Annotated in this window: 20 protein-coding genes, 1 pseudogene and 2 other annotated features; of the genes and pseudogenes, 5 read left to right on the forward strand and 16 right to left on the reverse strand. The window is 38.8% G+C overall.

Going from position 1 to position 25,289, the window contains the following annotated elements; genetic code table 11:
- Positions 1–345: 345 nt before the first annotated feature.
- Entirely contained in the window at positions 346–996 is a 651-nt protein-coding gene (gene cbpA, locus P8610_RS07150) for a cyclic di-AMP binding protein CbpA (protein ID WP_289495479.1), read from the forward strand.
- A 378-nt stretch (positions 997–1,374) separates the two neighbouring features.
- Here the strand turns inward: cbpA and P8610_RS07155 are convergent, their stop codons facing one another.
- The 3 genes and pseudogenes from P8610_RS07155 to P8610_RS07165 form a co-directional block, all read right to left on the reverse strand.
- Positions 1,375–1,884 (reverse strand): GNAT family N-acetyltransferase, encoded by a 510-nt coding sequence (locus P8610_RS07155; protein ID WP_394603755.1) that lies wholly within the window; start codon positions 1,882–1,884, stop codon positions 1,375–1,377.
- 122 nt (positions 1,885–2,006) lie between these two features.
- A pseudogene (locus P8610_RS07160) lies at positions 2,007–2,464 on the reverse strand (GNAT family N-acetyltransferase).
- A gap of 155 nt (positions 2,465–2,619) precedes the next feature.
- A complete protein-coding gene (locus P8610_RS07165; protein WP_394603756.1) occupies positions 2,620–2,994 on the reverse strand; it encodes a hypothetical protein in 375 nt (124 codons plus the stop codon).
- Between the two features lie 422 nt (positions 2,995–3,416).
- Between P8610_RS07165 and P8610_RS07170 the strand changes: the two genes are divergently transcribed.
- Entirely contained in the window at positions 3,417–4,193 is a 777-nt protein-coding gene (locus P8610_RS07170) for a hypothetical protein (protein WP_394603757.1), read from the forward strand.
- A gap of 512 nt (positions 4,194–4,705) precedes the next feature.
- Here the strand turns inward: P8610_RS07170 and aroA are convergent.
- The 4 genes from aroA to aroC are packed head-to-tail and all read right to left on the reverse strand — an operon-like array spanning position 4,706 to position 9,361.
- Entirely contained in the window at positions 4,706–5,989 is a 1,284-nt protein-coding gene (gene aroA / locus P8610_RS07175; RefSeq protein WP_394603758.1) for a 3-phosphoshikimate 1-carboxyvinyltransferase, read from the reverse strand.
- 15 nt (positions 5,990–6,004) lie between these two features.
- The gene (locus tag P8610_RS07180; protein ID WP_394603760.1) at positions 6,005–7,102 is read right to left on the reverse strand and encodes a prephenate dehydrogenase; all 1,098 of its coding nucleotides are present in this window, start codon (positions 7,100–7,102) and stop codon (positions 6,005–6,007) included.
- 15 nt (positions 7,103–7,117) lie between these two features.
- On the reverse strand, positions 7,118–8,191 hold the full coding sequence (aroB, locus tag P8610_RS07185; RefSeq protein WP_394603762.1) for a 3-dehydroquinate synthase: 1,074 nt from the start codon (positions 8,189–8,191) through the stop codon (positions 7,118–7,120).
- A complete protein-coding gene (gene aroC, locus P8610_RS07190; protein ID WP_394603763.1) occupies positions 8,192–9,361 on the reverse strand; it encodes a chorismate synthase in 1,170 nt (389 codons plus the stop codon). It lies immediately after the preceding gene.
- 53 nt (positions 9,362–9,414) lie between these two features.
- Positions 9,415–9,625: a binding site (T-box leader), on the reverse strand.
- 315 nt (positions 9,626–9,940) lie between these two features.
- Here aroC and P8610_RS07195 point away from each other — a divergent pair.
- The gene (locus P8610_RS07195; protein WP_289495484.1) at positions 9,941–11,020 is read left to right on the forward strand and encodes a bifunctional 3-deoxy-7-phosphoheptulonate synthase/chorismate mutase; all 1,080 of its coding nucleotides are present in this window, start codon (positions 9,941–9,943) and stop codon (positions 11,018–11,020) included.
- 48 nt (positions 11,021–11,068) lie between these two features.
- Here P8610_RS07195 and P8610_RS07200 read toward each other — a convergent pair whose 3' ends face one another.
- Complete coding sequence (locus tag P8610_RS07200) at positions 11,069–11,269, reverse strand: DUF6501 family protein (protein ID WP_394603764.1); 201 nt, start codon at positions 11,267–11,269, stop codon at positions 11,069–11,071.
- Between the two features lie 155 nt (positions 11,270–11,424).
- On the opposite strand from P8610_RS07200, the gene P8610_RS07205 reads away from it, so the two are divergent.
- On the forward strand, positions 11,425–12,387 hold the full coding sequence (locus P8610_RS07205; protein WP_394603765.1) for a quinone oxidoreductase family protein: 963 nt from the start codon (positions 11,425–11,427) through the stop codon (positions 12,385–12,387).
- Between the two features lie 254 nt (positions 12,388–12,641).
- On the opposite strand, the gene P8610_RS07210 is transcribed toward P8610_RS07205, so the two are convergent.
- The 6 genes from P8610_RS07210 to P8610_RS07235 all read right to left on the reverse strand — a co-directional run bounded on the left by P8610_RS07210 (position 12,642) and on the right by P8610_RS07235 (position 21,576).
- On the reverse strand, positions 12,642–13,616 hold the full coding sequence (locus tag P8610_RS07210) for a nuclease-related domain-containing protein (protein WP_394603766.1): 975 nt from the start codon (positions 13,614–13,616) through the stop codon (positions 12,642–12,644).
- 361 nt (positions 13,617–13,977) lie between these two features.
- Entirely contained in the window at positions 13,978–15,249 is a 1,272-nt protein-coding gene (gene odhB, locus P8610_RS07215) for a 2-oxoglutarate dehydrogenase complex dihydrolipoyllysine-residue succinyltransferase (RefSeq protein WP_394603767.1), read from the reverse strand.
- Entirely contained in the window at positions 15,242–18,100 is a 2,859-nt protein-coding gene (locus P8610_RS07220; RefSeq protein ID WP_394603768.1) for a 2-oxoglutarate dehydrogenase E1 component, read from the reverse strand. Before P8610_RS07220 ends, odhB begins: the two co-directional genes overlap by 8 nt.
- 171 nt (positions 18,101–18,271) lie before the next feature.
- Positions 18,272–19,207 carry an EamA family transporter RarD gene (gene rarD, locus P8610_RS07225; protein ID WP_394603769.1) on the reverse strand — a complete coding sequence of 312 codons (936 nt, stop codon included), beginning with the start codon at positions 19,205–19,207 and terminating at the stop codon, positions 18,272–18,274.
- 105 nt (positions 19,208–19,312) lie between these two features.
- Positions 19,313–20,995 carry an arginine--tRNA ligase gene (gene argS / locus P8610_RS07230; RefSeq protein WP_394603770.1) on the reverse strand — a complete coding sequence of 561 codons (1,683 nt, stop codon included), beginning with the start codon at positions 20,993–20,995 and terminating at the stop codon, positions 19,313–19,315.
- A 44-nt stretch (positions 20,996–21,039) separates the two neighbouring features.
- Positions 21,040–21,247, reverse strand: a binding site (T-box leader).
- Positions 21,248–21,294: 47 nt separating this feature from the next.
- Entirely contained in the window at positions 21,295–21,576 is a 282-nt protein-coding gene (locus tag P8610_RS07235) for a hypothetical protein (RefSeq protein WP_289495492.1), read from the reverse strand.
- Positions 21,577–21,663: 87 nt separating this feature from the next.
- Here P8610_RS07235 and P8610_RS07240 point away from each other — a divergent pair, with 87 nt between their 5' ends.
- Positions 21,664–23,025, forward strand: a complete 1,362-nt coding sequence (locus P8610_RS07240) for an MATE family efflux transporter (RefSeq protein WP_394603772.1) — start codon at positions 21,664–21,666, stop codon at positions 23,023–23,025.
- Positions 23,026–23,043: 18 nt separating this feature from the next.
- Here the strand turns inward: P8610_RS07240 and msrA are convergent, their stop codons facing one another.
- Together msrA and P8610_RS07250 are read right to left on the reverse strand one after the other, a co-directional pair.
- Entirely contained in the window at positions 23,044–24,006 is a 963-nt protein-coding gene (gene msrA / locus P8610_RS07245; RefSeq protein WP_394603773.1) for a peptide-methionine (S)-S-oxide reductase MsrA, read from the reverse strand.
- 300 nt (positions 24,007–24,306) lie between these two features.
- Entirely contained in the window at positions 24,307–25,251 is a 945-nt protein-coding gene (locus P8610_RS07250) for a DMT family transporter (protein WP_394603774.1), read from the reverse strand.
- Between the last annotated feature and the right edge of the window lie 38 nt (positions 25,252–25,289).

Below are 25,289 nucleotides of genomic sequence, written 5' to 3' on the forward strand. Positions count from 1 at the left end.
ACATACCTGCCCATGGGTTTTCGTCAATAAAAAAGGATAGGGTAAGGTTACTTATTGATGTACATTATTTGATTTAACTGAAAATGGACAGACTCCACCAATTTTAGAAAACACATAAGTAATTGCACGGAAAACGACCAGCCAGTTAAACATTTGTACACCTTTAAGCATGCCTTACACCTCCTTTTTGTGAATTTAGTAAATATTCTAGTAATATTATATGACAATGGTTCGTATTGTGCAAATAGGAAAAAAGTTGAGGTTGACTTGAAATGTAGCAGGGTATTTGCTTTTTTTGTCGAAATAGTTTTAAATATTTATATTATTCTGAAAAGGGTGTGTCACATGAAAGTAAAATCCAACTATCTAACAAAATCTAAAGTAACGTATGTAACAGAAAATATGTCGATCAGCGAGGCTCGATATACGATTATTCAATCTGGGTATCGCTGTATTCCTGTGTTGGATGAAAAAGAAGAAAAGTTTGTAGGCTTACTCTTTAAAGAAACGACATCGGATTATATCATTGATAATATTGGCTCTGTTAAAGATCATGTTAGTAGAATTGTTGAAGAAAAAGATGCTTTTATACACGAAAATACAGCATACTTTAAAGTACTGTTTTCAATTCGACGCCTGCCTTTCATGGCAGTAGTCGATGATAACCATAACTTTTTAGGAATTATCACGCATTCTAAAGTAATGGACATTTTAGAGGATTCTTATGGAATTAAAAAAGGCGGTTATTCCTTAACCGTATCTACAACAGAAGGAAAAGGATCACTAAGAAAGCTGTTCACAGCCATTCATGAAGAGTACAACATTGAAGGTGTATTCACGCAAGATGCGGGTAAACAATTCCTGCGCCGCGTAGTTATTACATTTAATGAAAGTGTTTCTCGCAAAGAAATCGATGAACTTGTTCACCGAGTAGAGGCAAATGGATTTAAAGTCGCAGATATAGAAGATTTAAGAACTTTCACAAGCGTACAATAACACACAAAGAATGTTTCCTTTTATCATTACTTTTAGCAAGTGAAACACCTTACAATGGATATGTAGATATGTAACGGACTTTTTAAAAGCTTAGATTTTTGTCGCGGCCACTGAAAAAACGGTTGAATTTCACCGGTTTTTCAGTGGCTCCTTTTTTTATAGCATTATTCAACAATCGCACCCGTTAGTGGAATAAGCCTATTATTCACAACGACTAAATACTCTTTCAACTTCACCATCTATTATTAGTTTTTTAATCACTCTTTCAATATCATCCCGCCTAATCTTCTTCACTAAAATCATATCCCTTGACCAAAAACATCCCCCATTTAAACACTCACCTGTTTGTTCATTTTTCTTAGGAGAGCATAAGGATGCTTATACTATACGAGAATAGTAAGCTACATCGGCAACTCTGCCTCTTATATTCGATTCAGGCAACACCGTTACCAAAGTAAATCCGAGTTTTTCAATTAACTTTTTTGACTTAATATTTTTATTATCTATGGTAGCAGATAGTCGTTTAAGGTTTAATGTGCTTTTACAATGCTCAATGACCGCGGAAACCGTTTCATACGCAAAACCGCCTCCCCAATACTCCCTCATGAAGCGATAACCAATTTCGCCAAGATAACCTTCTGCTATTTCTGGAATCATTACATCACCGATGAATTCATCAGTATCTTTTAATGCGACAGTCCATTTTGTTTCAGTACGATTCCTAACCATTTCTAACATTGAGTGTTCATCACGAGGGGGGTTAATTCCAAGAAATTCTCTTACTTCATCATTGTTGAACATTTTAATCATATTGGGAATGTCTTTTTCCGCTCTCGGACGTAAAACCAATCGTTCTGTTTGAATTTTCGGTGCTTCTTTTTTTGCCATGATTTATTCCAGCCTTTCGTACATCGATTATTTGGATTCCTTCTTCAAGTACCTTCCCCTTTTCTTGAGGTAATGGACAATCGCCTTATGCAGCAATAGCACCCGATAGTTGAATAAAAAAATTATAAGTGTCCTTCTTCTTTTGCTTTTCTCCTTCCAAAGTATACACAGTTACCACTTTCATTTGTATCTTGTACTTTTAACCCGCATTTTTCATAAAAAAGAAAATTATTAGATGTTGTATGAGAGTACCAAGTCCCGTGCGGCAATTTTTCTATGCAACATTTAACCAATTTTTGTCCCAGCCCTTGATTTCTATAAGAACTTTTAACTATTAAGTCCAAGTTGGTAGCAAACATTATTTTATCTGACAACACTCTAACCATTCCTACCAATTCTTCTTTTCCCATACTGTAAATGCCCAAGTAGAGTTTTCAAACACTAATTTAAATTTTTCATCTTGCCAGTTTGGGGTGTCATTGCTAACCCATCCAGCATCCATATATAAATCTTTTAATGATAATTCATCTAACCCATTTGTACCTTCACGAATAATCAATCCGTTGAAATATGTATACATATTATTCAAGCCCCTTTTTGTTCCAACGTCATATGCAACAATCCTGCTACGTTTGTTAAATAGATTCATTAAAAATTGCGTCAATCCTTCTTGGATCAACGCACCCTTTAGTTTAAGTGTAATTGTTCACAAACTTATTAATTAAATAGTTACATCTATTTTTTTTCATTCGCCATACGCAAGTTCGAGATAACTCCAATAAGCAATACTAACGAACAAACCATTTTTTCAAAAGGTGTTCCAAACAATTGTTGTATAAATCCAAAAGACCAAAGTACAACTAAAAACCAACATATAACGGTTATTACTCTTTTGTATTTATATGATTTAATACTACCAACAATCAACGTAAAAACTACTCCAATAATAGAAATAACGATACTTATAACAGATATTGGTAGCTGTTCAGCGAATGATTCAGACCTTCCACCATTAACCCATGTGAATGGAATACTTTTGCTTATAATAAGAAAGTGAATTAAGATAGTCAAAGAGTAAAAAATAATTCCCATAAATACAGCAGTTTTCATATTAATTTTCCTGAGTTTTTCTAAAATAAAATCACCTCATTTTCTCCCTGTTTCAATTTTATTAATCCAGTAATATACTATTCCAATATCTCTTACCATCTGACAGGTAACTGAAAGTAAGATTTCGAAGAGTTATTAAAAATCACCATTATTCTTAAACAGAGCAAAAAACATCGGCTAGGTATTCTTGTTGAACTAAACTGCACGTTTGTTCAATATGTTGAATAAAAAAGCGTTAATCCTTCTTAGCACCCGATTAGGGTAAACATTACCGCACATAAAATAAAATCATTTTCGGTAGAAAGAAATTAAGGTTCATGGTAAAATCGCATTAGGAAAATAAAGGCAATGAAACCTTTGGGTTCAACCTCGCTGAAAAGTAGGTTGGGCCCTTTTTGCATTAACCTAAAGGAGGACTTCTAATGTTGAGAACAGAAATGCTGTTGCATCGGCTCGACGAGATCGGCAAATCGCTCGAAAGAAAAGGAGGTGCACTTTTATTGTTAGGTGTCGGTTCCGTTGGAATTGAGACTGCTCGGCTAGATGATTATTCAGATTTGGATTTCTTTGTCATTGTAAGACATGACCAAAAAAGCAGATATATCGACCATTTGGATTGGCTTGAAGAAGTTCACCCATTAGCTTATTCTTTTAAGAATTCGGAGATTGGATATAAAGTTTTGTTTGAGGACGGCATTTTTGGTGAATATGCGGTTTTTGAGGAATCGGAGCTGATTAATGGTTCTTATACGGAAGGGAGAGTCGTTTGGAAGGATCCCTCCTACAACAATACCGGAATTTCAAAACCTTCTAACCCGATACCTAGCCCCAAAAAAGACTCTTTAGACCATCCATTAAACGAAGCTTTAACTAATCTCTATGTGGGACTTGGCCGCTTTGCCAGGGGAGAGCGCCTATCAGCGACGAGGTTCGTACAAGGTTATGCTGTGGACAGGATTTTATCCGTACTTCATTTGATAGAGCAAGAGGTGGATTACTTTCCCGATCCTTTCGGAAACGAGAGGCGCCTGGAAAAAAGATACCCTCGTTTCGCGGAAATGATTGCAGACATGGTACAGGGGTATGATCATGTACCTGAATCTGCACTTCGTATTTTAAGCTTCATAGAAGAAGTGTATCCCGTTAATCGAAAGCTAAGCGATGAAATACGCCGTTTAGCCAAAATAAACTGCCGTTAAAGTTAAATCTTATCATATAAATAGCTATCTCTATCTATTGTCCCATTCTGCCATTACTTGTTTTGCATAGCAGAATAGATCAAAAATAGAGTTAATCTTTCAAAAAGATCCAATTGCTGTTTCAGGAAAATTGGCTTATTAGTTATATCTCGAAACCAAAAAACCGCAACGAATTACGCTGCGATTTATAATGCTAATTGCTATGCGATTTGGCTTGTAATTTCTTGTTTTCTTCCTCAAAAGAGAACCCATTACTCTTTTGAGGAACGTTTTTTGAATTGTTTTGATATACTTCATCAATTTCATTGATTTGAAAAGGGTTATTCTATTCTCTCATTTGCAAGTTGATTGGAGCGCAAGGTGCGAGACTCCTACGGGACGAGCGGGTCAGGTGGAGACTCCTAACGGCGCAAAGCGACAGGAGGCTCACCGTACGCCCCGTGGAAAGCGAGCAACCTGGAGCGGAAATCAACTACTTTCAAGTACAATATTGCACAAGACTATTTTCCATATCAGTTTGCAAGACTCTTCAACTGCTCAAAAAATGAAGGATATGAAACGGCAATGGCTTCACTATTCGTTAATGTGGTTTCACCTTCTGAGATACAAGAAGCTATACTTAACATCATTCCAATTCGGTGATCACCATAACTTTGAACAGCAGCCCCATGCAAAGGTGTTTTTCCGTTAATGATCATACCATCTTCTGTTGCTTCGATATCGGCACCCATTTTTTTCAGTTCGTTCACCACGGTCTCGATACGGTCTGTTTCTTTTACTTTCAGCTCATGAGCATCTCGTATAATGGTTTGACCTTCTGCTTGCGTAGCAGCTAGCGCAATAATTGGAATTTCATCGATTAAACGAGGAATGAGAGCTCCTTCAATGATGGTACCTTTTAAAGGCGACGTTTTTATAATTAAATCTCCGTAAGGTTCAGATGTATCTTCATTCACATTTTCATAAGTTACATTAGCGCCCATAGCTTTTAAAACCTCTAATATTCCTGTGCGAGTTGGATTCAATCCAACTCTTTTTAAGGTGATTTCGCTGTTAGGAACGATGGCTCCAGCTACTAAGAAAAAGGCGGCTGAAGATATATCACCTGGCACTTCTATGTGGGTGCCTGATAATTTCTGTCCTCCTTCAACGGAAACCGTCAAACCGTCATTTTCCACTTCAACCCCAAACGCCTCGAGCATTCGTTCTGTATGATCACGTGATTTAACGGGTTCTTTAACAGAAGTTGTGCCTTCTCCTTCAAGACCAGCTAGAATGACAGCGGACTTTACTTGTGCACTTGCTATCGGTGAAGTGTAGTGTATTCCTTTTATTTTTCCGCCCTTTATTTGAAGAGGTACTTTGTTTCCTGAATCATTGCCCTCTATTATGGCTCCCATTTGCTTTAAAGGCTGGGTAACCCGGTTCATTGGTCTTTTCGCAATAGAATCATCACCTGTTAGAGTAGATGAAAATGGTGTGTTAGCTAGTATGCCGAGCATAAGACGAATGGTTGTACCAGAGTTACCTACATAAAGATCTTCTGAAGGAGGCTTTAAACCAGCGAGTCCCTTTCCCTCTACAGTTACTTTTTCACCATCTTGCTGTATGTTTACGCCTAGCTTTTTGAAACAAGATATGGTGCTTAAACAATCCTCTCCTGTCAGGAAACCATTGATGGTCGTATTACCATCCGCGATAGATCCAAACATAACAGCTCGATGAGAAATTGATTTGTCCCCTGGCACTTTAATTGTTCCTTTTAATCCCGAAATAGATTTTAAGTGCTTTTCCATAACAAGTGCCTCCTTCTATAACGTAATATGTGTTAAATAATCTTCATTTTTTAAAATTTCTTGCGCTTGATCCCGGTCATTATCATTTTGAAAGCTTAAACGAAGAACCCCATTTAGTCCCTCTCTTACTTCAAGAATGCTTAAGTTAATTATGCTGATATTTGACTCTGCTAAAAGAGCTGTAATATGTGATAATGCTCCTATACGATCTAAGATATCGACATACAGATCCGAAAACGGATGAATCGCTCCTTTTGAACGAACTGGCAGTGAATCACGAAACGATTTTGCGCCATCAAAATAATTATATAGTTCAGCTTGATCTCCATTTTCTACAAAGCGTATCACTTCATCCATTTCTTCTTTCCACTCGTGTAATAGGTTAAGAAGGTGGGATTTGTTCTGACTTACAATATCACTCCACATTTTTGGAGAACTTGATGCAATACGGGTAATATCGCGAAAACCGCCTGCTGCAAGCTGTTGAATTAAAGGCTTGTCAACAGCATGATTTTGAGCAATTCTTACGAGGCTTGAAGCAATAAGATGTGGGAAATGACTTACAATTCCAGTCAGAAAATCATGTTCGTCAGGTTCAGATACTAAAAATTTAGCGCGCGTTCCTTTTAGCCAAATTTTTGCTTCATCAATATCCACATCTGATGTGATAGAGTTTGGTGTCAGAAAGTAAAAAGCATTTTCCAACAAGTGCGCCTTTGCACTCTCTACCCCTGTTTTGTGAGATCCAGCCATTGGGTGTCCGCCAATAAAACGAAGTCCTTTATTCGCAAGTTCTTCCGCCTTGGTCATGATTGAGTTCTTCGTACTGCCTACGTCCATCACAAGAGCTTTAATGACAGGGGTAATTGAAGTTAATCGCTTCATCACTTTTAATGTTTCCTCTACCGGCGTTGCAATAATGATAAGGTCGGCGATGGCAGCTGCATCTTCAACGTCATGTACAGCCACGTCTATTACTCCTAGTCTTTTAGCCGTTTCACTGCTCTCCGTATAAACGTCATACCCGTAGATCGTTGCATCATGTTCATTTTTTATAGATAGAGCGATTGAACCGCCAATCAATCCAACTCCTATTAGTAAGACGTTTCTCATATAAAATGCTCCTTTTTAATTCCCTTCCAAAAAAGCGCTTAGTTTTATTTCTAACTCTTCCGCTTGGTAAGAGGACAGATATGGTTTTTCTAATTCTTTAAGCAGCACCATTTGGATGTTTCCTTTTTCAGCCTTTTTATCCTTCTTCATTCGTTCGATTAGTAAGGGTACGGATAAAGTTTTTGACAATGGTGGGTAGCCTAAAGATTTCAGCCATTTCTTTAATTCATTTCCGATCTGTACAGTATTTTCATTAAGTGAAAGTGCAAAAGCCATTCCATGTGCAACAGCCTCACCATGTGTGATCCCTTTGTATTGAAGTTCACCTTCTATGGCATGCCCAAGTGTATGACCAAAGTTCAAAAAAGCTCTTATTCCTTTTTCTTTTTCATCTTGTGAAACAATTCCGTTTTTAATCTCTATTCCTCTAATGAGTGCTTGCAGTAGAGAGTCACCGTTTAAATCGTCTATTGTTTGAACGTTTTTACACAATGATTGATACAAACTTTCATCAGCAATTAATGCATGTTTGATCACCTCTGCAAAACCCGATCTTTTTTCATGCTGAGGTAAAGTTGCTAGGAACTCAGTTGAATAGATTACAGCTTCTGGCTGATGAAATACTCCAATCATGTTTTTTCCTTCTGGATGATTAATGCCAGTCTTTCCACCGACAGCACTATCATGGGCAAGAATTGTAGTTGGCAGCTGTATAAAACGAATCCCTCTCATATAGGTGCCAGCTACAAAACCAGCTAGATCACCAATCATTCCCCCTCCAAGTGCAAGTACAATAGATGTACGATCCAATCCTTTACTCAGGGCAAAGCTTTGACAAGCAATATAGTTTTCAAATGATTTTTGGTCATCTCCTGCTTGAATTTGAATTGTCTCGCAAGAAAAAGATTCACCAATAACATGTTGTACTTCATTTAAATAAAGTTTTCCTACATTCTCATCCGTTATGATTAAAAGATTCTTAGGAGCGGGGTTTAAGTTTTCTAACACACTCTTAAGCTTCCAAATGGCGTTCTCACCAATAAAAACTGGATAGTTTTTTGAAGGTGTTGTAATTTGTATGGTGTTCATTTAAAACACCCTTGCACGCTCTTGGTGCTGAACGATATTATTCTTAATGACTTCCATGTTATCTTGGCCGAATTGCTGAACGAGCGCACTTGCAAGTTCCCAGGCAACGACGGATTCAGCTACTACACTTGCAGCAGGAACTGCACAGCTGTCTGAACGTTCAATGCTTGCTGCAAATACTTCTTTTGTTTCAATATCAACGCTGTTGAGCGGCTTGTATAGTGTTGGGATCGGCTTCATCACACCGCGTACCACAACTGGCATCCCTGTCGTCATTCCGCCTTCAAATCCGCCTGCGTTATTTGTTTTTCGTGTATAGCCATGTTCAATATCCCACAGGATCTCATCATGAACTTCGCTTCCTGGTTTTCTAGCTGCTTCAAAACCGATGCCAATCTCAGCCCCTTTAAACGCATTGATACTCATGATGGCAGCTGCAAGTTTGGCATCGAGCTTGTTGTCGTAATGTGTGTAGCTCCCAACTCCAACAGGCATTCCTTCAGCGATCACTTCAACTACTCCACCAATAGAATCACCGTTTTCTTTTGCTGTATCGATTGCATCCATCATGACCTTTTCTGCGTTTTCATCTAAACATCGAACCGGTGAAGCTTCCGTTTTTTCACGCAGTTCATTCAGGGTTTCATAAGTTGTTTGTTCGGCTTGTACTCCGCCAATCTCAAGGACATGACCGCCGACTTGTACGCCAAGTTCTTTCAAAATCTTTTTTGCAACGGCTCCTGCTGCTACTCTTACGGTTGTTTCACGAGCTGAAGAACGTTCAAGAACATTTCTCATATCTCGATGGTTGTATTTAATCGCGCCGTTTAAATCGGCATGTCCTGGCCGCGGTCTTGAGATGACACGTTTTACTTCGGCGTTTTCATCTTCAAGAGGTTCAGCTCCCATAATTTTTGTCCAATGGGTAAAGTCTTTGTTTTCAACAACGAGTGTGATCGGTGAACCGAGTGTTACACCATGGCGTACACCGCTTAAGATCTGAACTTGATCCTTTTCAATCTGCATGCGGCGCCCTCTTCCATGTCCTTTCTGTCTTCTTGCAAGCTCCTCGTTTATGTCTTCAGCCAAAAGAGGCAAACCTGCTGGTACACCTTCAATGATTGTTGTAAGTTGAGGGCCGTGGGATTCCCCCGCTGTTAAATATCTCATGTATAATTCCTCCTGTTTGCCTGTTTTAATGTACAAAAAAATCCCTGCTAATAAGCAGGGACGAATTAATATCGCGGTACCACCCTGACAGCAAAGACTAAAGCTCTGCCACCTTCATTGTCATAACGGAAATAATCCGGCTTTTACAAAAAAAGCATGCTCAAGAATTGTAATTCGTGAAAGGCTGTGTACTGATTTGCACCACCATCAGCTCTCTAATAACAGGGAACCATTCCACTACTGTTGTTCTCTCATTGCAATTGATTTTATAAAGTTATAAACAGTTTTAGCACGTTGAAGCGCTATTGTAAAGGAAATTCATTCATTTTTCTTAAAATTTACATTACCTTCTTCTATATGTCAAAGAAGCAAAAAAACTGCCGAAAATTAAATTGAACTTTTTTTCTGGTAAGTACTTGACATTCTTATGAAATCCCTTTAAAGTTACAAACAATACTTTATGAGACACACGCTTTAAAGCGCGAAAGTGTCTATGTGATTATGTTTATAAAAAAGCCTATGAGCGGCCGCGATATAGGAACTAAAAAAAAAGAGTGTAAATATGGGGAGGAACCGCACATGTCAAACGAATTAGAAGTATTACGAAAGCAGATGGATGATATCTCTTTGAAAATTTTAGAGCTTTTAAATGAACGAGGCAATGTTGCACAACAAATCGGGAAGCTAAAGGAAATGCAAGGTGTCAAACGCTTTGATCCAGTAAGAGAAAGAGAGCTATTAGATCTTATCGCTTCACATAACGATGGTCCGTTCGAAACCTCTACGGTGCAGCATATTTTCAAACAGATTTTCAAAGCAAGCTTAGAGTTGCAAAAAGATGATAACCGAAAAGCATTGCTTGTATCTCGTAAAAAGAAACCTGAAGACACGATTGTAAATGTTAAAGGTGAAAAAATTGGTGATGGTAATCCCCACTTCATCATGGGGCCGTGTGCGGTTGAAAGTTACGAACAAGTAAAACAAGTTGCAGAAGTAATTGCTGAAAAAGGATTAACATTAATCCGAGGCGGTGCGTTTAAACCACGTACGTCTCCTTACGATTTCCAAGGGCTTGGTCTAGAAGGATTAAAAATTCTGCGTAAAGCAGCAGACGAACATCAGCTTGCGGTAGTAAGTGAAATTCTAAACCCAAATGATATCGAGATGGCTTTAGACTATGTTGATGTTATTCAAATCGGTGCACGTAACATGCAAAACTTTGATCTATTAAAAGCTGCTGGCTCTGTAAACAAACCTGTACTACTTAAGCGTGGACTAGCCGCTACGATTGAAGAGTTCATGTACGCTGCTGAATACATCCTAGCCCAAGGAAACTCTCAAGTCATTCTTTGTGAGCGTGGAATCCGTACTTACGAGCGAGCAACTCGCAACACACTTGATATTTCAGCAGTTCCTATTCTTAAGAAGGAAACGCATCTTCCAGTAGTTGTGGATGTAACCCATTCAACAGGAAGAAAAGATCTTCTCCTCCCTGCTGCAAAAGCAGCTATGGCGATTGGTGCTGATGCGGTTATGGCTGAAGTTCACCCTGATCCTGCTGTAGCGTTATCTGACTCAGCTCAACAGATGAACATCCCTGAATTCCACGAATTCATGGACGCACTATTAAATAAAGAAAAGAAAAAAATCCATTCATAATAAAAGGATAAAGCCTGGCTCATAGAGTCAGGCTTTTCTTGTAGTGTCTTACCCTTCGAAATATTCCTTGTAGTATCCACCAACTTTACCAGTGTTATCAACAACGAAATAAAACTCTTCTGTTTCGTTTTTTAATTCGAATGTTTTACCGGCTGTTAAAGCACGATTAACCATATACTTTTTTGCGTCTGTATGCACACATTTAATTTCTCGGATTGTTGGTCTGTTACCCCACTCTAAATGTATCATGATGTTTCGCTCCTTATAGGAATTCTTTTGTTAAATCATAATGTGCAGTACGTTTTCTGTCAAATTCAATTTCTTTAAGCTGCTTCCCTAGTATTCCTATAATTATATCGGTTACTATGATATAGAACATTATATTAGAATGGAGAACTTTATCTATGAAAGCACTTGTATTTGATCAATTTGGCGGACCAGAAGTTCTAAAGTACCGTGAAATAAGCGAACCTGTAATTGGGTCAGGTGACATTTTGTTAGAAATGAAAGCAATTGGCTTAAACTTTGCAGATGTTTATAGAAGAAAAGGAAATTATCATCTAGAAGGACAGCCTCCCTACATTCTTGGATACGAAGGTGCTGGAATCGTAATACAAGTAGGCTCTAATGTAAATGATGTATCTGTTGGTGACCGAATCGCTTTTGCAGATGTTCCTGCAGCAAATGCAGAGCTGGTTGCTGTACCAAGAGAAAAAGCAATTCCCATCCCTGAAGGTGTAACCTATGAATCGGCAGCTTCCCTTTTATTACAAGGATTGACTGCCCATTATTTAACAAGGGACAGCTTTTCTATCAAAAAAGGTGATATTGCATTGGTACATGCTGCTGCTGGCGGTGTTGGACAGCTGCTAATTCAAATCATCAAACTATTAGGCGGAACAGTTATTGGTTTAACATCTTCAGAAAAAAAACGCCAGGTAGCATTGAGTGCAGGAGCAGATTCAGTATTCTTATATAACGATAGTTGGAAAGAAAGTGTATTAGATGAAACTTTCGGTAAAGGTGTAGACGTTGTATATGAATCTGTCGGCTCTACGATTATGGATAGTTTTGAAGTTACACGGATTGGTGGAACAGTTGTTTTCTTTGGAATGGCTGGCGGTGATCCTGTGTCCATTGATCCTCGCATGCTGATGGATACTTCTAAGACGTTAACTGGCGGTGATTTATGGAACGTGCTCACCTCTCATGAAGAACGTGTAAAGCGTTCGAGTGAGTTGTTTGAATGGATTAAGAATGGTCATGTGAAAATAACTGATACTTCCTTCTCTTTAAGTGAAGGAGCTACCGCACATGAATATCTTGAGAGCAGAAAAAGTACCGGCAAGATTTTGTTGATTCCTTAAGGCGTAATTTTTGTTTCAATAGAATATAGAAATGTAATTATTTTTAAGGTGGCTTCAAGTTGAGGCCATCTTTTTTTATCAAAAATTATTAGTTGCAAAGTGCAAATATTTCACCCGATTAACAATTGTATGATGCAAGTGATTTATTTGCAATGTGCAAATGTTCAAGAAATGAAACGGGCAATGAAAATTCTCCCACTGCCTGATCCAACTTTTATTTGAGTAGAATAATATTATGTTAAGTAGAAAACGTTTTATTTTGGAAAAGGAAGTTGATAGGTTGCTGAGTTTGTTGGTCCGCTGGGATTGATACCCATGGATTGTAAGAGGTTTTTCATGCTGGTTGAGGAATGAACGTGCAAAAAATTCCGGAGTGTCTTGTTTTTCACGGTTACATCAAACAAAATCGCATAATCTCGTATAGCTTGTATATGTGCATCCTTAGACTTTTTAAAGCAAACTGAACAATACCATGCAGCCTTTTTACGGACTATCGGTAAATGTTTGCAGAATGGACAAGCTACCCCAGTCTTTATATCTGAATCTTTTATATGATAAGTCTTCAAAAGGTCGGTGTTAAGTTGTTGATGCTGCTTTAACATTCTAGTGGTTATTTTCGATATATCTTTCTTGGTGAGAAGTTGTTTTTGTAATTTGGGAAGATTGTTGATAATTCTTGATAGGTGTTTGGCTCGTATAATTTGGGCTGCTTTATTCCCATAACGTGGAGATATAGTAATAAAGGATTTAGGATTTGTGATAACAACGAGGGTATGTAGTGGAATCAGCGGGAACTGATTTCTAGTTAGCCATTTTTTAAAATGACCCTTTTGTTGCTCAACCTGAATAACTGGATCAGGGAATGTTTCGTCTATCCCATTTTTTGTGCGTCTCATTTGATCAAATTGATGGTCAAAGTAAAGGTCTCCCGTCAGGTTTTTAACCTCCAGCAACACACAAAATGAGAAATGGATAATCAAGCAATCAATTTGAAAATAGTATTGCTTATCTTTATCTCTAGGAAGCCTTACATCATGCAAGATTACGTAGGAATCTTCATCCAAATCATGCAAATGGTAGTCTAATGAAGCTTCTCCCCTATATCCAGCTGTGTATTTGGCTAACTCTATTTGAAGTTCACCAATATTAGAATGATTGAGTACTAATCTTTGTAAAATCACTTCCAATTTGAGTAGCTTGAGTGGCTTTGTTCGCGGTTTTTTAATCAAACGATCACCTCTTGTTTATTTAATTCTCTACATAATTCGATAAAAAGCAAAAAAATCCTTTTGTGAAAGGAACTCGATAGTTAACAAGAATTCAAATAATAGTAGATTGTGCACAATTAATTCTTTACAGAGAAAATTAGTTCAAAACGCTAAGTAATTAAGTCATTTAGAAGCTAAATTAAGCGATTTTTAGTCCCAATTAAGCGTTTATAGAAAAATATAGGCGATTCGACAAACATCGACTCCAATCGAAAGGATCTTGGCTAACGCCAACCCTTTCATTCATCCCTGCAACCAATCCTCACCGCAAAAAAACACCCCCTGCAGCAGCAGGAGGTGTTCCATATCCATCATTAACTCATTAACCTTCTAAAAGAAGTGACTCTGGATCTTCGAGAAGTGATTTAATTGTTGTTAAGAAGCTTACCGCTTCTTTTCCATCAACGATACGGTGGTCATAGGAAAGTGCGATGTACATCATCGGACGGTTTTCCATGCGCTCTTTATCGATTGCAACTGGTCTCCATTGGATTGTGTGCATTCCAAGGATACCAACTTGTGGTGCATTCAAAATTGGTGTAGAAAGCATTGATCCAAAGATACCGCCGTTCGTGATTGTGAATGAACCGCCTTGAAGGTCTTCTAATGATAACTTCTTAGAACGTGCCTTTTCAGCTAAGTTTCCGATCTCTTTTTCGATGCCAGCAAAGCTAAGGCGATCAGCGTTGCGGACAACTGGAACAACTAGTCCTTCTTCAGCGCCTACAGCGATACCGATATCGTAGAACTTCTTAAGAACCATTTCATCGCCTTGGATCTCTGCGTTGATTGCAGGAAATTTCTTCAAAGCGCCTACAACAGCTTTTGTGAAGAATGACATGTATCCTAGCTTAACTCCGTTTTGCTCATAGAACTTGTCCTTGCGGCGAGCACGAACTTCGTTGATCGCAGTCATATCGACTTCATTAAAAGTTGTAAGCATTGCAGCCGTTTGTTGAGCTTCTACTAAACGTTTAGCAATTGTTTGACGTCTGCGGGACATCTTCACGCGCTCAACAGGTTTCTCAGGGTTAACCGGTTCAACTGAAGCAGCTGGTTTAGAAGCTTGTCCAGCTGGCTTGGATGCCGGGGCAGCCTTTTCGCTGCTTCCGCCTTCTGCGTGGCGTTTTACATCTTCTGTGCGAACTCGTCCAAGCGGATCGCGAGCATTAACCTCGGAAAGATCGATGCCTTTTTCTCTAGCAAGCTTGCGTGCTGCAGGTGATGCAATCGGGCGGTCTGAAGCTTTTACTTCTTCTTCTGCCGCGTCATTTTCTACCACTGGTTCTTGCTTCTGAGCGGGAGCAGTTTTCTCTTCTGCTTTTTCCTCTGCAGCTGGTTCAGCAGATTCTGAAGCACCACCTTCAACGATTGAAGCGATGATGTCTCCAACTGCTACAGTATCACCTGGCTCAACTTTGATATTTTTAAGGACTCCATCACGTTCTGCACTGATTTCAATATTTACTTTATCTGTTTCAAGCTCTACTAAATCTTCGCCTTTAACAACTGTGTCGCCTTCTTTTTTAAGCCATTGTGCTACTGTACCTTCTGAAATAGATTCGGCTAATTCCGGAACTTTAACGTCAAACATGTTCACGGCCTCCCTCTCGCGATTGTATGTCTAGTGCTAATGATGTTTGGATGATTTGTTCTTGTTCTTTTTTGTAGATGTCTGGCTCCCCACCAGCTGTACTCGAACGTTCTTGACGACCAATATAAGAAACGTGTGCTCCTTTAGGTGCAACAGTACGGAGTTTAGGTTCAATATATAGCCATGATCCCATGTTCTTAGGTTCTTCTTGAACCCAGATCAGGTCTTCAACGTTTGGATACTCATTTAACAGAGCGGTCATCTCTTCTTCTGGGAACGGATAGATTTGTTCAACTCGAACGATATGCATTTCCGTTCTTGCCACTTGATCTTGCTCAAGTGCTTTTTCTAGGTCGATCGCAATCTTACCAGAGCAAAGCAAGATTTTCTTCACTTTGTCTTTTTCTTTGCCAAGTCCTGGCTGTTCGAGCAATGGCATAAAGTGGTCGCTTTCAAATGCTTCCGCTAATGAGGCAACCTTCGCATCACGAAGCAAGCTCTTTGGTGTCATTACTACTAACGGACGTACCTCATCCATTGAAAGAAGTTTCGCTTGGCGTCTTAATAAGTGGAAGTATTGTGCAGCAGTACTTACGTTTGCTACTGTCCAGTTGTTTTCCGCTCCAAGCTGAAGGAATCTTTCTAAGCGTGCACTTGAATGCTCTGGTCCTTGGCCTTCATATCCGTGTGGAAGAAGCATGACCATACCAGATTTTTGTCCCCACTTCGCACGGCCTGCTGATAAGAACTGATCGAACAGAACTTGAGCAACGTTAGCGAAATCTCCGTATTGTGCTTCCCAAATGACAAGCGTTTCAGGTGCAAACACGTTATAGCCATATTCAAAACCAACTACTGATGATTCTGATAACGGACTGTTATGAATAGCAAACGAAACATTAATTTCATCCATCGCATGCAATGGAGAGAACTTCTTACCGCTTTCACTATCATTTAAAACAAGATGTCTTTGCGCAAATGTACCGCGTTCAGAGTCTTGCCCTGTGATACGAATCGGTGTTCCATCTTTCAGAATGGAAGCGAAAGCTAACGATTCCGCCATACCCCAATCAATTTTTTCTCCTTGGAACGCTTTGCGTCTGCGTTCTAGAATTCTTTTGATTTTAGGGTAAACGTTGAAGTCCTCTGGGAACTTTAGCATGTTTTCAGTAAGTTCCTGAAGGTCGGTTACCGAAATTGTGGTATCGATATCAGGAAGTGCTTTCGATAACGGATCTGGAAGTCTTGTGTCTTCCAGTTTAAATTTTTCTTTGCGCCCGTGTACTTTTTCGTATTCGGTTTGGTGCTTAGTTAAAACATCTTCCTCTATGCCTTTAACTTCTTCTTCCGTTACAACGCCTTCTTTAACAAGCTGTTTTGCGTAAACATCGCGAACAGTCGGATGGCTGTTCACTTGCTTATATAATTTTGGTTGTGTTGCAGAAGGATCATCCATCTCGTTATGACCGAATCGACGGTAACCGATCAAGTCGATGAGAACGTCTTTTTGGAATTTTTTACGATATTCGTATGCAAGATGTACAGCAGCAATACATGCTTCAGGGTCATCTGCATTCACGTGAATGATCGGAATTTCAAAGCCTTTTGCAAGGTCACTCGCATACTTCGTTGAACGCGAATCTCCGCTATCCGTTGTAAAACCAACGAGGTTATTTGCGATGATATGAAGTGTTCCGCCTGTTTGATAACCTCTTAGTCGGCTTAAGTTTAAAGTCTCAGCAACGATTCCTTCACCAGGAAAAGCAGCATCTCCATGGATAAGAATAGCAAATGCTTTTGACGTATCTTGAACAGGATAACCTTTGCTGTCGCGTGTTTCTTGAGCCGCTCTTGTATACCCTTCAACAACTGGATCTACATATTCTAGGTGGCTTGGGTTGTTCGCAAGTGAAATTTTAATTTTGTGAGATTGATCAGTTTCAACCAATCTGCTAGCTCCTAAGTGATACTTTACATCCCCTGTCCAGCCAAAGTTAATTCCTCTAGAACCTTCAGAAGGAATTAGCTCTTTGTTTGGAGAATGATGAAATTCAGAGAAAATTAATTCATAAGGTTTTCCAAGAACGTGAGCAAGTACGTTTAAACGTCCTCGGTGTGCCATACCGATTAGAGCATGTTCAGCTCCGTCACGGCATCCTTCTTTTGCAGCTTCGTCAAGCATTGGCACAAGCATGTCAACGCCTTCGATAGAGAAACGCTTTTGTCCGACGAACGTCTTATGAAGGAATTTCTCAAATCCTTCAACTTCTGAAAGACGCGTTAAAAGGTTCTTCTTATCTTCTGCTGTAAATTTAGGATAGTGCTGGCTAGTTTCTACCATGGTGTTTAACCATTGGCGTTCTTCAGTCTCATGTACATGACTGAACTCATAAGCAATGTTTTTCGTATACACTTCCTGCAGCATTTGAATTGCTTGATAGCCATCTTTAACGCTTGATGGCGCTTCTTTCCAAATAAAGGAAGGTGGTATCGCTTTCAAATCTTCTTTTGTTAAGTTAAATTCTTTCGGGTCAATATGGTGGTTGTCTTTAGGAAACTCTCCAACTGGATATAAGTTAGCAGCTAAATGACCGTAAGTACGGATGTTTTCTGCCAATTTTAAAGCAGCTGCCAATTTCTCTAAATCCATTCCATCAAAACTCTGTGCAGTACGTTGATTTGTTTCAGAACCCTCACTTGGAGGACCCCAAGCATCAAATCTCTCTTTGAATGAACTGTCAACAGATTCCGGATCCACGCTATATTGATCATATAGTTCAAGGACATAAGCCAGGTTTGGACCGCTCAGTCCTTGCCAAGGATTTTCTGATTTGGAACGTTGATGACTCATCTTTTGTTCCCTCCTGCTTCCCTTTGTAAGTATTGTGCTGTTGCTGTTAACAGGTGATTCATCATTTCTCGCCCTTGATATTTCCCTATTTAAAGCGCTCTCAAACAATGAATGAAAAGAACCTTATCATTGATAAGGTTTCAACTGTAAGCAATGGTCATTGCCATTATACTATATTTTCGCAGAAAGTGAATTTTGTTTTTTACGATTTATGAGATAATTTGCCCATTTTGTTCTGCTGAGTGTAAATATAAGGAGTGCAATCCAAATTAAAGTAAATGAAATAACGTGAATTCTGCTGAATGTTTCATGATACAGGAACACACCTAAAATGAGCATAATAGTCGGTGCAATGTATTGTAGAAAACCGATCATGGTCATGGAAATACGTTTAACACCTTGTGCAAAACAAATCAGTGGAACGGCGGTAACGAGTCCTGCTCCCCATAATAGAAATGTTGTTAAAGATCCTCCTGAAACAAATGAAGCTTCACCATTCCATTGAAGGTAAACTAAGTAAATAAAGGCAAAAGGAACAACAAACATGGTTTCAAATGTTAACCCTGTTAACGAGTCAAAACTTCCTAATTTTTTTGCGAGTCCATATAGGCCGAAAGAAAGAGCTAAAAAGACCGCCACCCAAGGGAATTCTCCATATTGCCATGTCAGTAGGAAAACACCGCATGCTGCAATAACAAACGAAACAATTTGCCAGCTGTTTAATTTTTCTTTTAGTACAAGCATGCCTAACACAACACTTACAAGGGGGTTAATGTAATAACCTAAACTGGCTTCTACTACATGATTTGTATTTACTGCCCAAATATACATCACCCAATTTCCGCTAATCAACACGGAGGCAGTTAACACGGAAAAAAATTGTTTTCGATTGGTAATGAGTACTCTTAAATCTTTTTGTAAAGTATTTTTCCTTTTTAAAAGGATCATTACACCGATCATCAGTAAAAATGACCAGAAGATACGATGAGCTAAAATTTCACCTGAACCAACTAAATCGAGCGGCTTCCAGTAAAGAGGCAGAAAACCCCAGATTAAATAGGATAATGCTGCATACCATATGCCTTTTGTATGTTCATCAGTTTTCATATTTCGTTCCCCGATTCCCTTATATAAGTTGAAGTTATAAGATTATATAACGGAACATAAAAGGTTAGCCAGCAACACGACTTAAACAGCTGAGTCACCCACTTTTTACATTCGATTTGGTGTTTGGATCCCTAATAATCGCAGACCTTCTTTTACAACAATCTGGACGGACGCACATAATGCCAATCTTTCGGATGTTTCAGGACTGTTTAGAATTTTATTGTTTGCATAATATTGATTAAATTTATGAGATAGCTTCAACAAATATTTTGAAATGACTGAAGGTTCTTTTCGTTTGAAGGCCTGTTCAACCATTGCAGGAAAATCATTTAAGACAGAAATGAGATCCCAGCTTTCTTCCTCAATTGAAATTTCTTGCGGCAGTTCCCCATCAAAGTTTCCTTTGTTTAATAGCGTCTGAATTCTTGTGGCTGTATATTGGACATAAGGACCTGTATCACCTTCAAATCTAAGCATCTGCTCAAGTGAAAATTCCACGTCGTTTCCTTTTTCATTTTTAAGGTCATGAAATATGACTGCACCTACACCAACTTGTTGTGCCACCGTTTTTAGTTCTTTTAGTTCAGGGTTCTTCTCTCGAATGTTTTGTTCAGCTAACTGTATTGCTTCAATTAGGACTGTTTCAAGAAGTACCGTTCTCCCTTTACGAGTGCTCATCTTTTTACCGTCTTGTAAGATTAGACCAAACGGTACATGGTGCATGTTATCTGCCCAATCATGGCCAAGTTTTTTTAAGACACGTTTCACTTGTTCAAAGTGTAATGACTGTTCATGACCGACCACGTAGAAGGCTTGATCGAAGGAGTACGTGTTCTTTCTATAGATGGCAGCAGTAAGGTCACGTGTCGCATAAAGAGTTGCACCATCCGTCTTTTTAATTAAACATGGCGGAATATCGTCACCTATTCTAACGATTTGAGCACCTTCTGACGTTTCTAACAAGTTTTTTCTCTGAAGCTCTACTACCGTTTCTTCCATCTTATCGTTAAAAAAGGATTCTCCGTTGTATGAATCAAACTGTACATCCAAAAGTTCGTATATCTTTTGAAAGGCTTTTAATGAAGCATCTTTAAACCATATCCATAATTCTGTTGCTTGCGGATCATGGTCTTCTAATTTCTTGAACCACATTCTTCCCTCGTCATTTAATGAAGGATCGTTTTCTGCCTCTTCATGAAAACGAACATAGAGCTTTGTTAATTCTTCAATCGGATTAGCTCGTACTTTATCTTCTTCTCCCCATTTTAAGTAAGCGCAGATTAACTTTCCGAACTGAGTACCCCAATCACCGATATAGTTGATTCTTTCTGTTTTGTATCCGCATTTCTCACTGATCGATGCTAATGAGGAGCCAATCACGGTAGAGCGGAGATGGCCCATAGAAAAAGGTTTTGCGATATTAGGAGAGGAAAGATCGAAAACAATTGTCTTCTCATTGCCGAAATCATGATCTGCATAATTCTCTTTATCTTGTAATATCTTCGTTAAAAGCTCTAAAACTGCCCTTTTTTTATTAAGGAATACATTTAAATAACCGCCTGCTGCTTCTGCTTTCTCAAACTGATCTGGAATAGTTCCTGTAGCAAGCTCGCTCGCGATTTCATTCGGGGATTTCTTAAGAATCTTTGCCAGTTGAAAACAAGGAAAAGCTAGATCACCTTGATGGATTTGTTTTGGCTTTTCAATTAATTTCTCAATTTGGTCCAACGATCGTTCATCAACCAGTTTATTCTTTAGAAAAATTGCAAATTGTTTTTTACCGTTCATTCTTTCTCCCTCCCAAAATAAAAAAACCGCCTCTTCTAGTTACTAGAAGAGACGGATGATTACCGCGGTACCACTCTCATTGCCTTAAAAAGGCCGCTTGACCTGTTAACGGGATGTGCCCGGTTTGCCCTACTAATCATTTCAAGCAAACATTTCCAAAGTGCGCTTCGTCTGAATGTTGTACCAGGCTTTCACCAACCCTGGCTCGCTATGACAACTTTTACAGAGTACTCTCTTTTTCATAAATATTCTGTCATATAGTTTTTCATATTATATGAGGGCGAAAGAAAAAAGTCAACTTATTCCTTTTTATCAATATCCAAGTAATCTCTCATTTGTTTTATATATCGCTTTAACCTGAAAAGTGTTTCTGTGCGCAAGTATTTGGAAGTGAATGCTGCAGATATGGCAGATACTGAAACAAAAACTCCATGATTTGATACCCTTACAGGTATAACGCCAGTAAAGATTGTTTCACCGCTGTTTTTATATAAAAGTTCTGTAGAAACAAGCACGATTTTTTCTTCTGCTTGCTCTCCTGGCAGAACAGATTGAACTTCAAAAAGAAATTGTACGCTCATAGTTACTCCTTTACGTGGATTACATATGTTTTATGATATAATGCATTGTCTTGAATTGACAGTTTAAACAATAAAGGAAGTATGCAGATGATACAGACATATTCATTTAGAGATAAATATAAAAGTTTCCTATTATTAGTCGTTCCTGTTTTAATCACTCAGTTGGGGTTATATGCTATGAATTTTCTTGATACGGTAATGAGCGGGCGTTCAGGAGCCGATCAACTAGCAGGTGTCGCTATTGGATCAAGTTTATGGGTCCCTATATTTACAGGGCTAAATGGAATCTTAATGGCACTAACTCCTATCGTTTCACAGCTTGAAGGAGCTAAAAATACTAAAGGTGTACCTAGATCCGTGATGCAGGCTGTATACTTATCCGTTGTTGTATCGATTATTGTTCTTATACTAGGTTCATTGGTTTTAAATCCAATTTTAGGAGCTATGTCATTAGATCAAGAAGTCGAGAAAGTAGCAAGAGGCTATTTAATTGCTCTAGCTTGCGGTATTCTACCCCTTTTTTTATACGGAGCATTGCGTTCTTTTATAGATGCACTTGGTCAGACAAGAATAACGATGTTTATTACACTAATTGGATTACCTGTAAATGCTGTTTTTAATTACCTGTTGATCTTCGGTAAAGCGGGATTCCCAGAATTAGGCGGTATTGGTGCAGGTGTTGCTTCCGCGATTACGTATTGGATAACAGCTTTAATAACCGTAATCATTGTTATGAAATTCAATCCTTTTAGAGGTTATAAACTATTTCGCAAGTTTTACACCCCTTCATTAAAAGCTTGGAAAGAACAATTAAAAATTGGTGTGCCGATCGGACTTGCCATCTTTTTTGAAGTAAGTATTTTTGCAGCAGTTACTCTCCTAATGAGTGATTTTAATACGGTTACCATTGCCGCTCACCAAGCTGCGCTCAATTTTGCGTCCTTCCTCTATATGCTTCCGTTGAGCATTTCTTTCGCTCTCACCATTGCAGTGGGATTTGAGGTAGGGGCTGGTCGATTTAAAGACGCTGCACAATATAGCTATATTGGAATCATTGCAGCCGTAGGTTTTGCATTAATTCTTTCGGTCTTTCTTATCGCATTTGATGACCAAGTGGCTCGGATGTATTCAAACGAACCCGAAGTAATCAAACTCACGACTTCATTTTTATGGTACGCTGTTTTTTTTCAATTAGCTGATGCATTCGGTGCACCCATTCAAGGCGCATTAAGAGGTTATAAAGATGTGAATGTAACGTTCATGCTTTCATTTATTTCGTATTGGGTTCTTGGACTGCCGGTAGGCTATTATTTAGCTAACTTTACAACACTCGGAGCATATGGCTATTGGATCGGACTTATTTCAGGTCTATCAGCTGGAGCCGTATTCTTATTCGTCAGGTTAAAATTTATCCAATCACATTCCTATTCCTCTTCAGAACAAAAATAAACCAGCCGAGCGGCTGGTTTATTTCTTTTCAAAAAGAGTTAGATACTCACCATATCCTTTTTCTTTTAACTGTTCTTTCGGTATAAAACGGAGTGCAGCTGAATTGATGCAATAGCGCAATCCTCCGCGATCTCGGGGACCATCCGTAAAAACATGTCCTAAATGAGAATCGGCATCCTTACTTCTTACTTCTGTACGAATCATCCCATGTGACAGATCTTCTTTTTCTTCAACTGTTGAAGAACGGACGGGTTTTGTAAAGCTTGGCCAGCCACAGCTGCTATCAAACTTATCAAGAGAACTGAATAAGGGTTCCCCTGAAACGATATCTACATAGATTCCTTCATCGGTATGATCCCAAAATTCGTTTTGAAACGGCGGTTCTGTTGCATCGTTTTGTGTCACGTTATATTGCATAGGGCTTAAGGTTCTAAGGATTTCTTGTTTTTGTTCCTTATCTTCCCAATTCGATCTTATAAAAGCGTCCCGGCCAGACCCTTGTCTATAGCGCTTGTAATGAAAAGGGTTCTTTTTGTGATAATCTTGATGATACTCTTCAGCGGCATAAAAAGTATCAGCGGGTAAAATTAAGGTAGCAATTGCTTTACTAAAACGTCCACTTTCATCTAATTCTTTCTTAGATTGTTCTGCGACTGCTTTTTGTTCATCATCGTGATAAAAAATTGCAGTACGATAGGAGTCCCCTCTGTCATAAAATTGTCCTCCTGCATCAGTCGGATCAATCTGCTTCCAAAACACAGATACTATTTTTTCATACGAGATGACTGATGGATCAAATGTAATCTGAACAGCTTCGAAATGCCCAGTTGTCTCACTGCAAACTTCTTTGTACGTAGGATTTTCTGTATGACCGCCTGTATAGCCTGATTCAACTTTTATGATGCCGGGCCATTCTTCAAAAGGTGTAACCATACACCAAAAGCACCCACCAGCAAAAGTAGCTTTCGCATAGTTACTCATGAAATCCATCTCCTTTATTAACTGTTTGTTACATCATATAAGAATGAGAATCAAATGCATAGAAAAAGGCTCTTATCTCTTAGGCACTTTAACCTGGTTGCTCATGAAAGTGGTTGATTTCCGCTCCAGGATGCTCTCTTTCCGCGGGGCGATCGGTGAGCCCCTTGCCGCTTTGCGCCTTTAAGGGTCTCACCTGAGCGCTCGTCCCGCAGGAGTCTCGCATCCTTCCACTCCAATCAACTTGTCAATGAAGAGAACCGCACAAAATGCCTCTAAAGCAACAAATTTTTATAGAAGAGCTTATCCTTTTTTGACAATTGGACCTACCGTTACAGGTTTCTTGATTGGAGCTGGGGGTTTATCTCTTTTTTGTTTACGGGTATTTTGTAAGAAATAATATAATCCACTTAAAACGATGGCACCACCGATCCATTGGGAGACTGTTAATGTTTCTCCAATCAATATGTAAGCAAGCATCGTTGCTCCAACAGGCTCACCAAGAATGGCCATTGATATCGTTGCTGCTGTGACATATTTTAAAAGCCAATTAAAAAGTACATGTCCGAAAACAGTTGGTATGATGGCAAGCAATAAAAATATTCCCCATTCCTTTTCAGGATATCCAGTCATGGGTATGTTTAAGAAAGTATTATAAACAACAAAAACAATCACAGCTGTTAAAAACACAGTGAAGCTATAAAGAGTTGCAGGTATCGACTTAAGGAGCTTTTGGCCGATCAGCATATGCAAAGCCACAACTATTGTTCCTAAAATGGAAAGCAGATCACCCTGGATATGCTGGGCTGAAATACCGATGTCACCCCAACCAATCATAATCGCGCCTATTATAGCAACAAGCATACCTATCATTGCTGCTTTCGAAGTTTTTTCTTTAAACACGATGAAGGCACCAATCATTACAAAAACAGGCTGTAATGAAAGGAGTATTGTGGAACTTGCAACTGTCGTTAATTTTAATGACCCCATCCAAAATAAAAAGTGCAATGCTAAAAAAGCTCCTGATGAAAATAGTAAAGCTGCATCTTTAAACGAGATCTTTTTGAGAAAATTAAATTGTTTCCAAACAAAAGGAAGCATTAATAATAATGTAAACAATAAGCGGTACATCCCTTGAACAGAAACTGGGGCTTCTGACCACTTAACAAAAATAGAAGAAAAGGAAATGGCGATAATTCCTATAATCAAGGGTATAATTACTGGTATTTTAAGTGAATCGTTATTCAAGTTCTCACCTTACACTTTCTAGGCATATTTATGTTATT

It is taken from the genome of Fictibacillus sp. UD, assembly GCF_043558025.1.
GTDB lineage: Bacteria > Bacillota > Bacilli > Bacillales > Fictibacillaceae > Fictibacillus.

Coding starts and splice junctions, on each gene's coding strand:
- P8610_RS07240 (WP_394603772.1), top strand. CDS start 21,664: ATGATACAGACATATTCATTTAGAGATAAATATAAAAGTTTCCTATTA.
- P8610_RS07235 (WP_289495492.1), bottom strand. CDS start 21,576: ATGAGCGTACAATTTCTTTTTGAAGTTCAATCTGTTCTGCCAGGAGAG.
- rarD (WP_394603769.1), bottom strand. CDS start 19,207: ATGAAAACTGATGAACATACAAAAGGCATATGGTATGCAGCATTATCC.
- odhB (WP_394603767.1), bottom strand. CDS start 15,249: ATGTTTGACGTTAAAGTTCCGGAATTAGCCGAATCTATTTCAGAAGGT.
- P8610_RS07155 (WP_394603755.1), bottom strand. CDS start 1,884: ATGGCAAAAAAAGAAGCACCGAAAATTCAAACAGAACGATTGGTTTTA.
- aroB (WP_394603762.1), bottom strand. CDS start 8,191: ATGAACACCATACAAATTACAACACCTTCAAAAAACTATCCAGTTTTT.
- argS (WP_394603770.1), bottom strand. CDS start 20,995: ATGAACGGTAAAAAACAATTTGCAATTTTTCTAAAGAATAAACTGGTT.
- P8610_RS07200 (WP_394603764.1), bottom strand. CDS start 11,269: ATGATACATTTAGAGTGGGGTAACAGACCAACAATCCGAGAAATTAAA.
- P8610_RS07180 (WP_394603760.1), bottom strand. CDS start 7,102: ATGAGAAACGTCTTACTAATAGGAGTTGGATTGATTGGCGGTTCAATC.
- msrA (WP_394603773.1), bottom strand. CDS start 24,006: ATGAGTAACTATGCGAAAGCTACTTTTGCTGGTGGGTGCTTTTGGTGT.
- P8610_RS07195 (WP_289495484.1), top strand. CDS start 9,941: ATGTCAAACGAATTAGAAGTATTACGAAAGCAGATGGATGATATCTCT.
- aroC (WP_394603763.1), bottom strand. CDS start 9,361: ATGAGATATTTAACAGCGGGGGAATCCCACGGCCCTCAACTTACAACA.
- P8610_RS07170 (WP_394603757.1), top strand. CDS start 3,417: ATGTTGAGAACAGAAATGCTGTTGCATCGGCTCGACGAGATCGGCAAA.
- P8610_RS07220 (WP_394603768.1), bottom strand. CDS start 18,100: ATGAGTCATCAACGTTCCAAATCAGAAAATCCTTGGCAAGGACTGAGC.
- cbpA (WP_289495479.1), top strand. CDS start 346: ATGAAAGTAAAATCCAACTATCTAACAAAATCTAAAGTAACGTATGTA.
- aroA (WP_394603758.1), bottom strand. CDS start 5,989: ATGGAAAAGCACTTAAAATCTATTTCGGGATTAAAAGGAACAATTAAA.
- P8610_RS07205 (WP_394603765.1), top strand. CDS start 11,425: ATGAAAGCACTTGTATTTGATCAATTTGGCGGACCAGAAGTTCTAAAG.
- P8610_RS07165 (WP_394603756.1), bottom strand. CDS start 2,994: ATGAAAACTGCTGTATTTATGGGAATTATTTTTTACTCTTTGACTATC.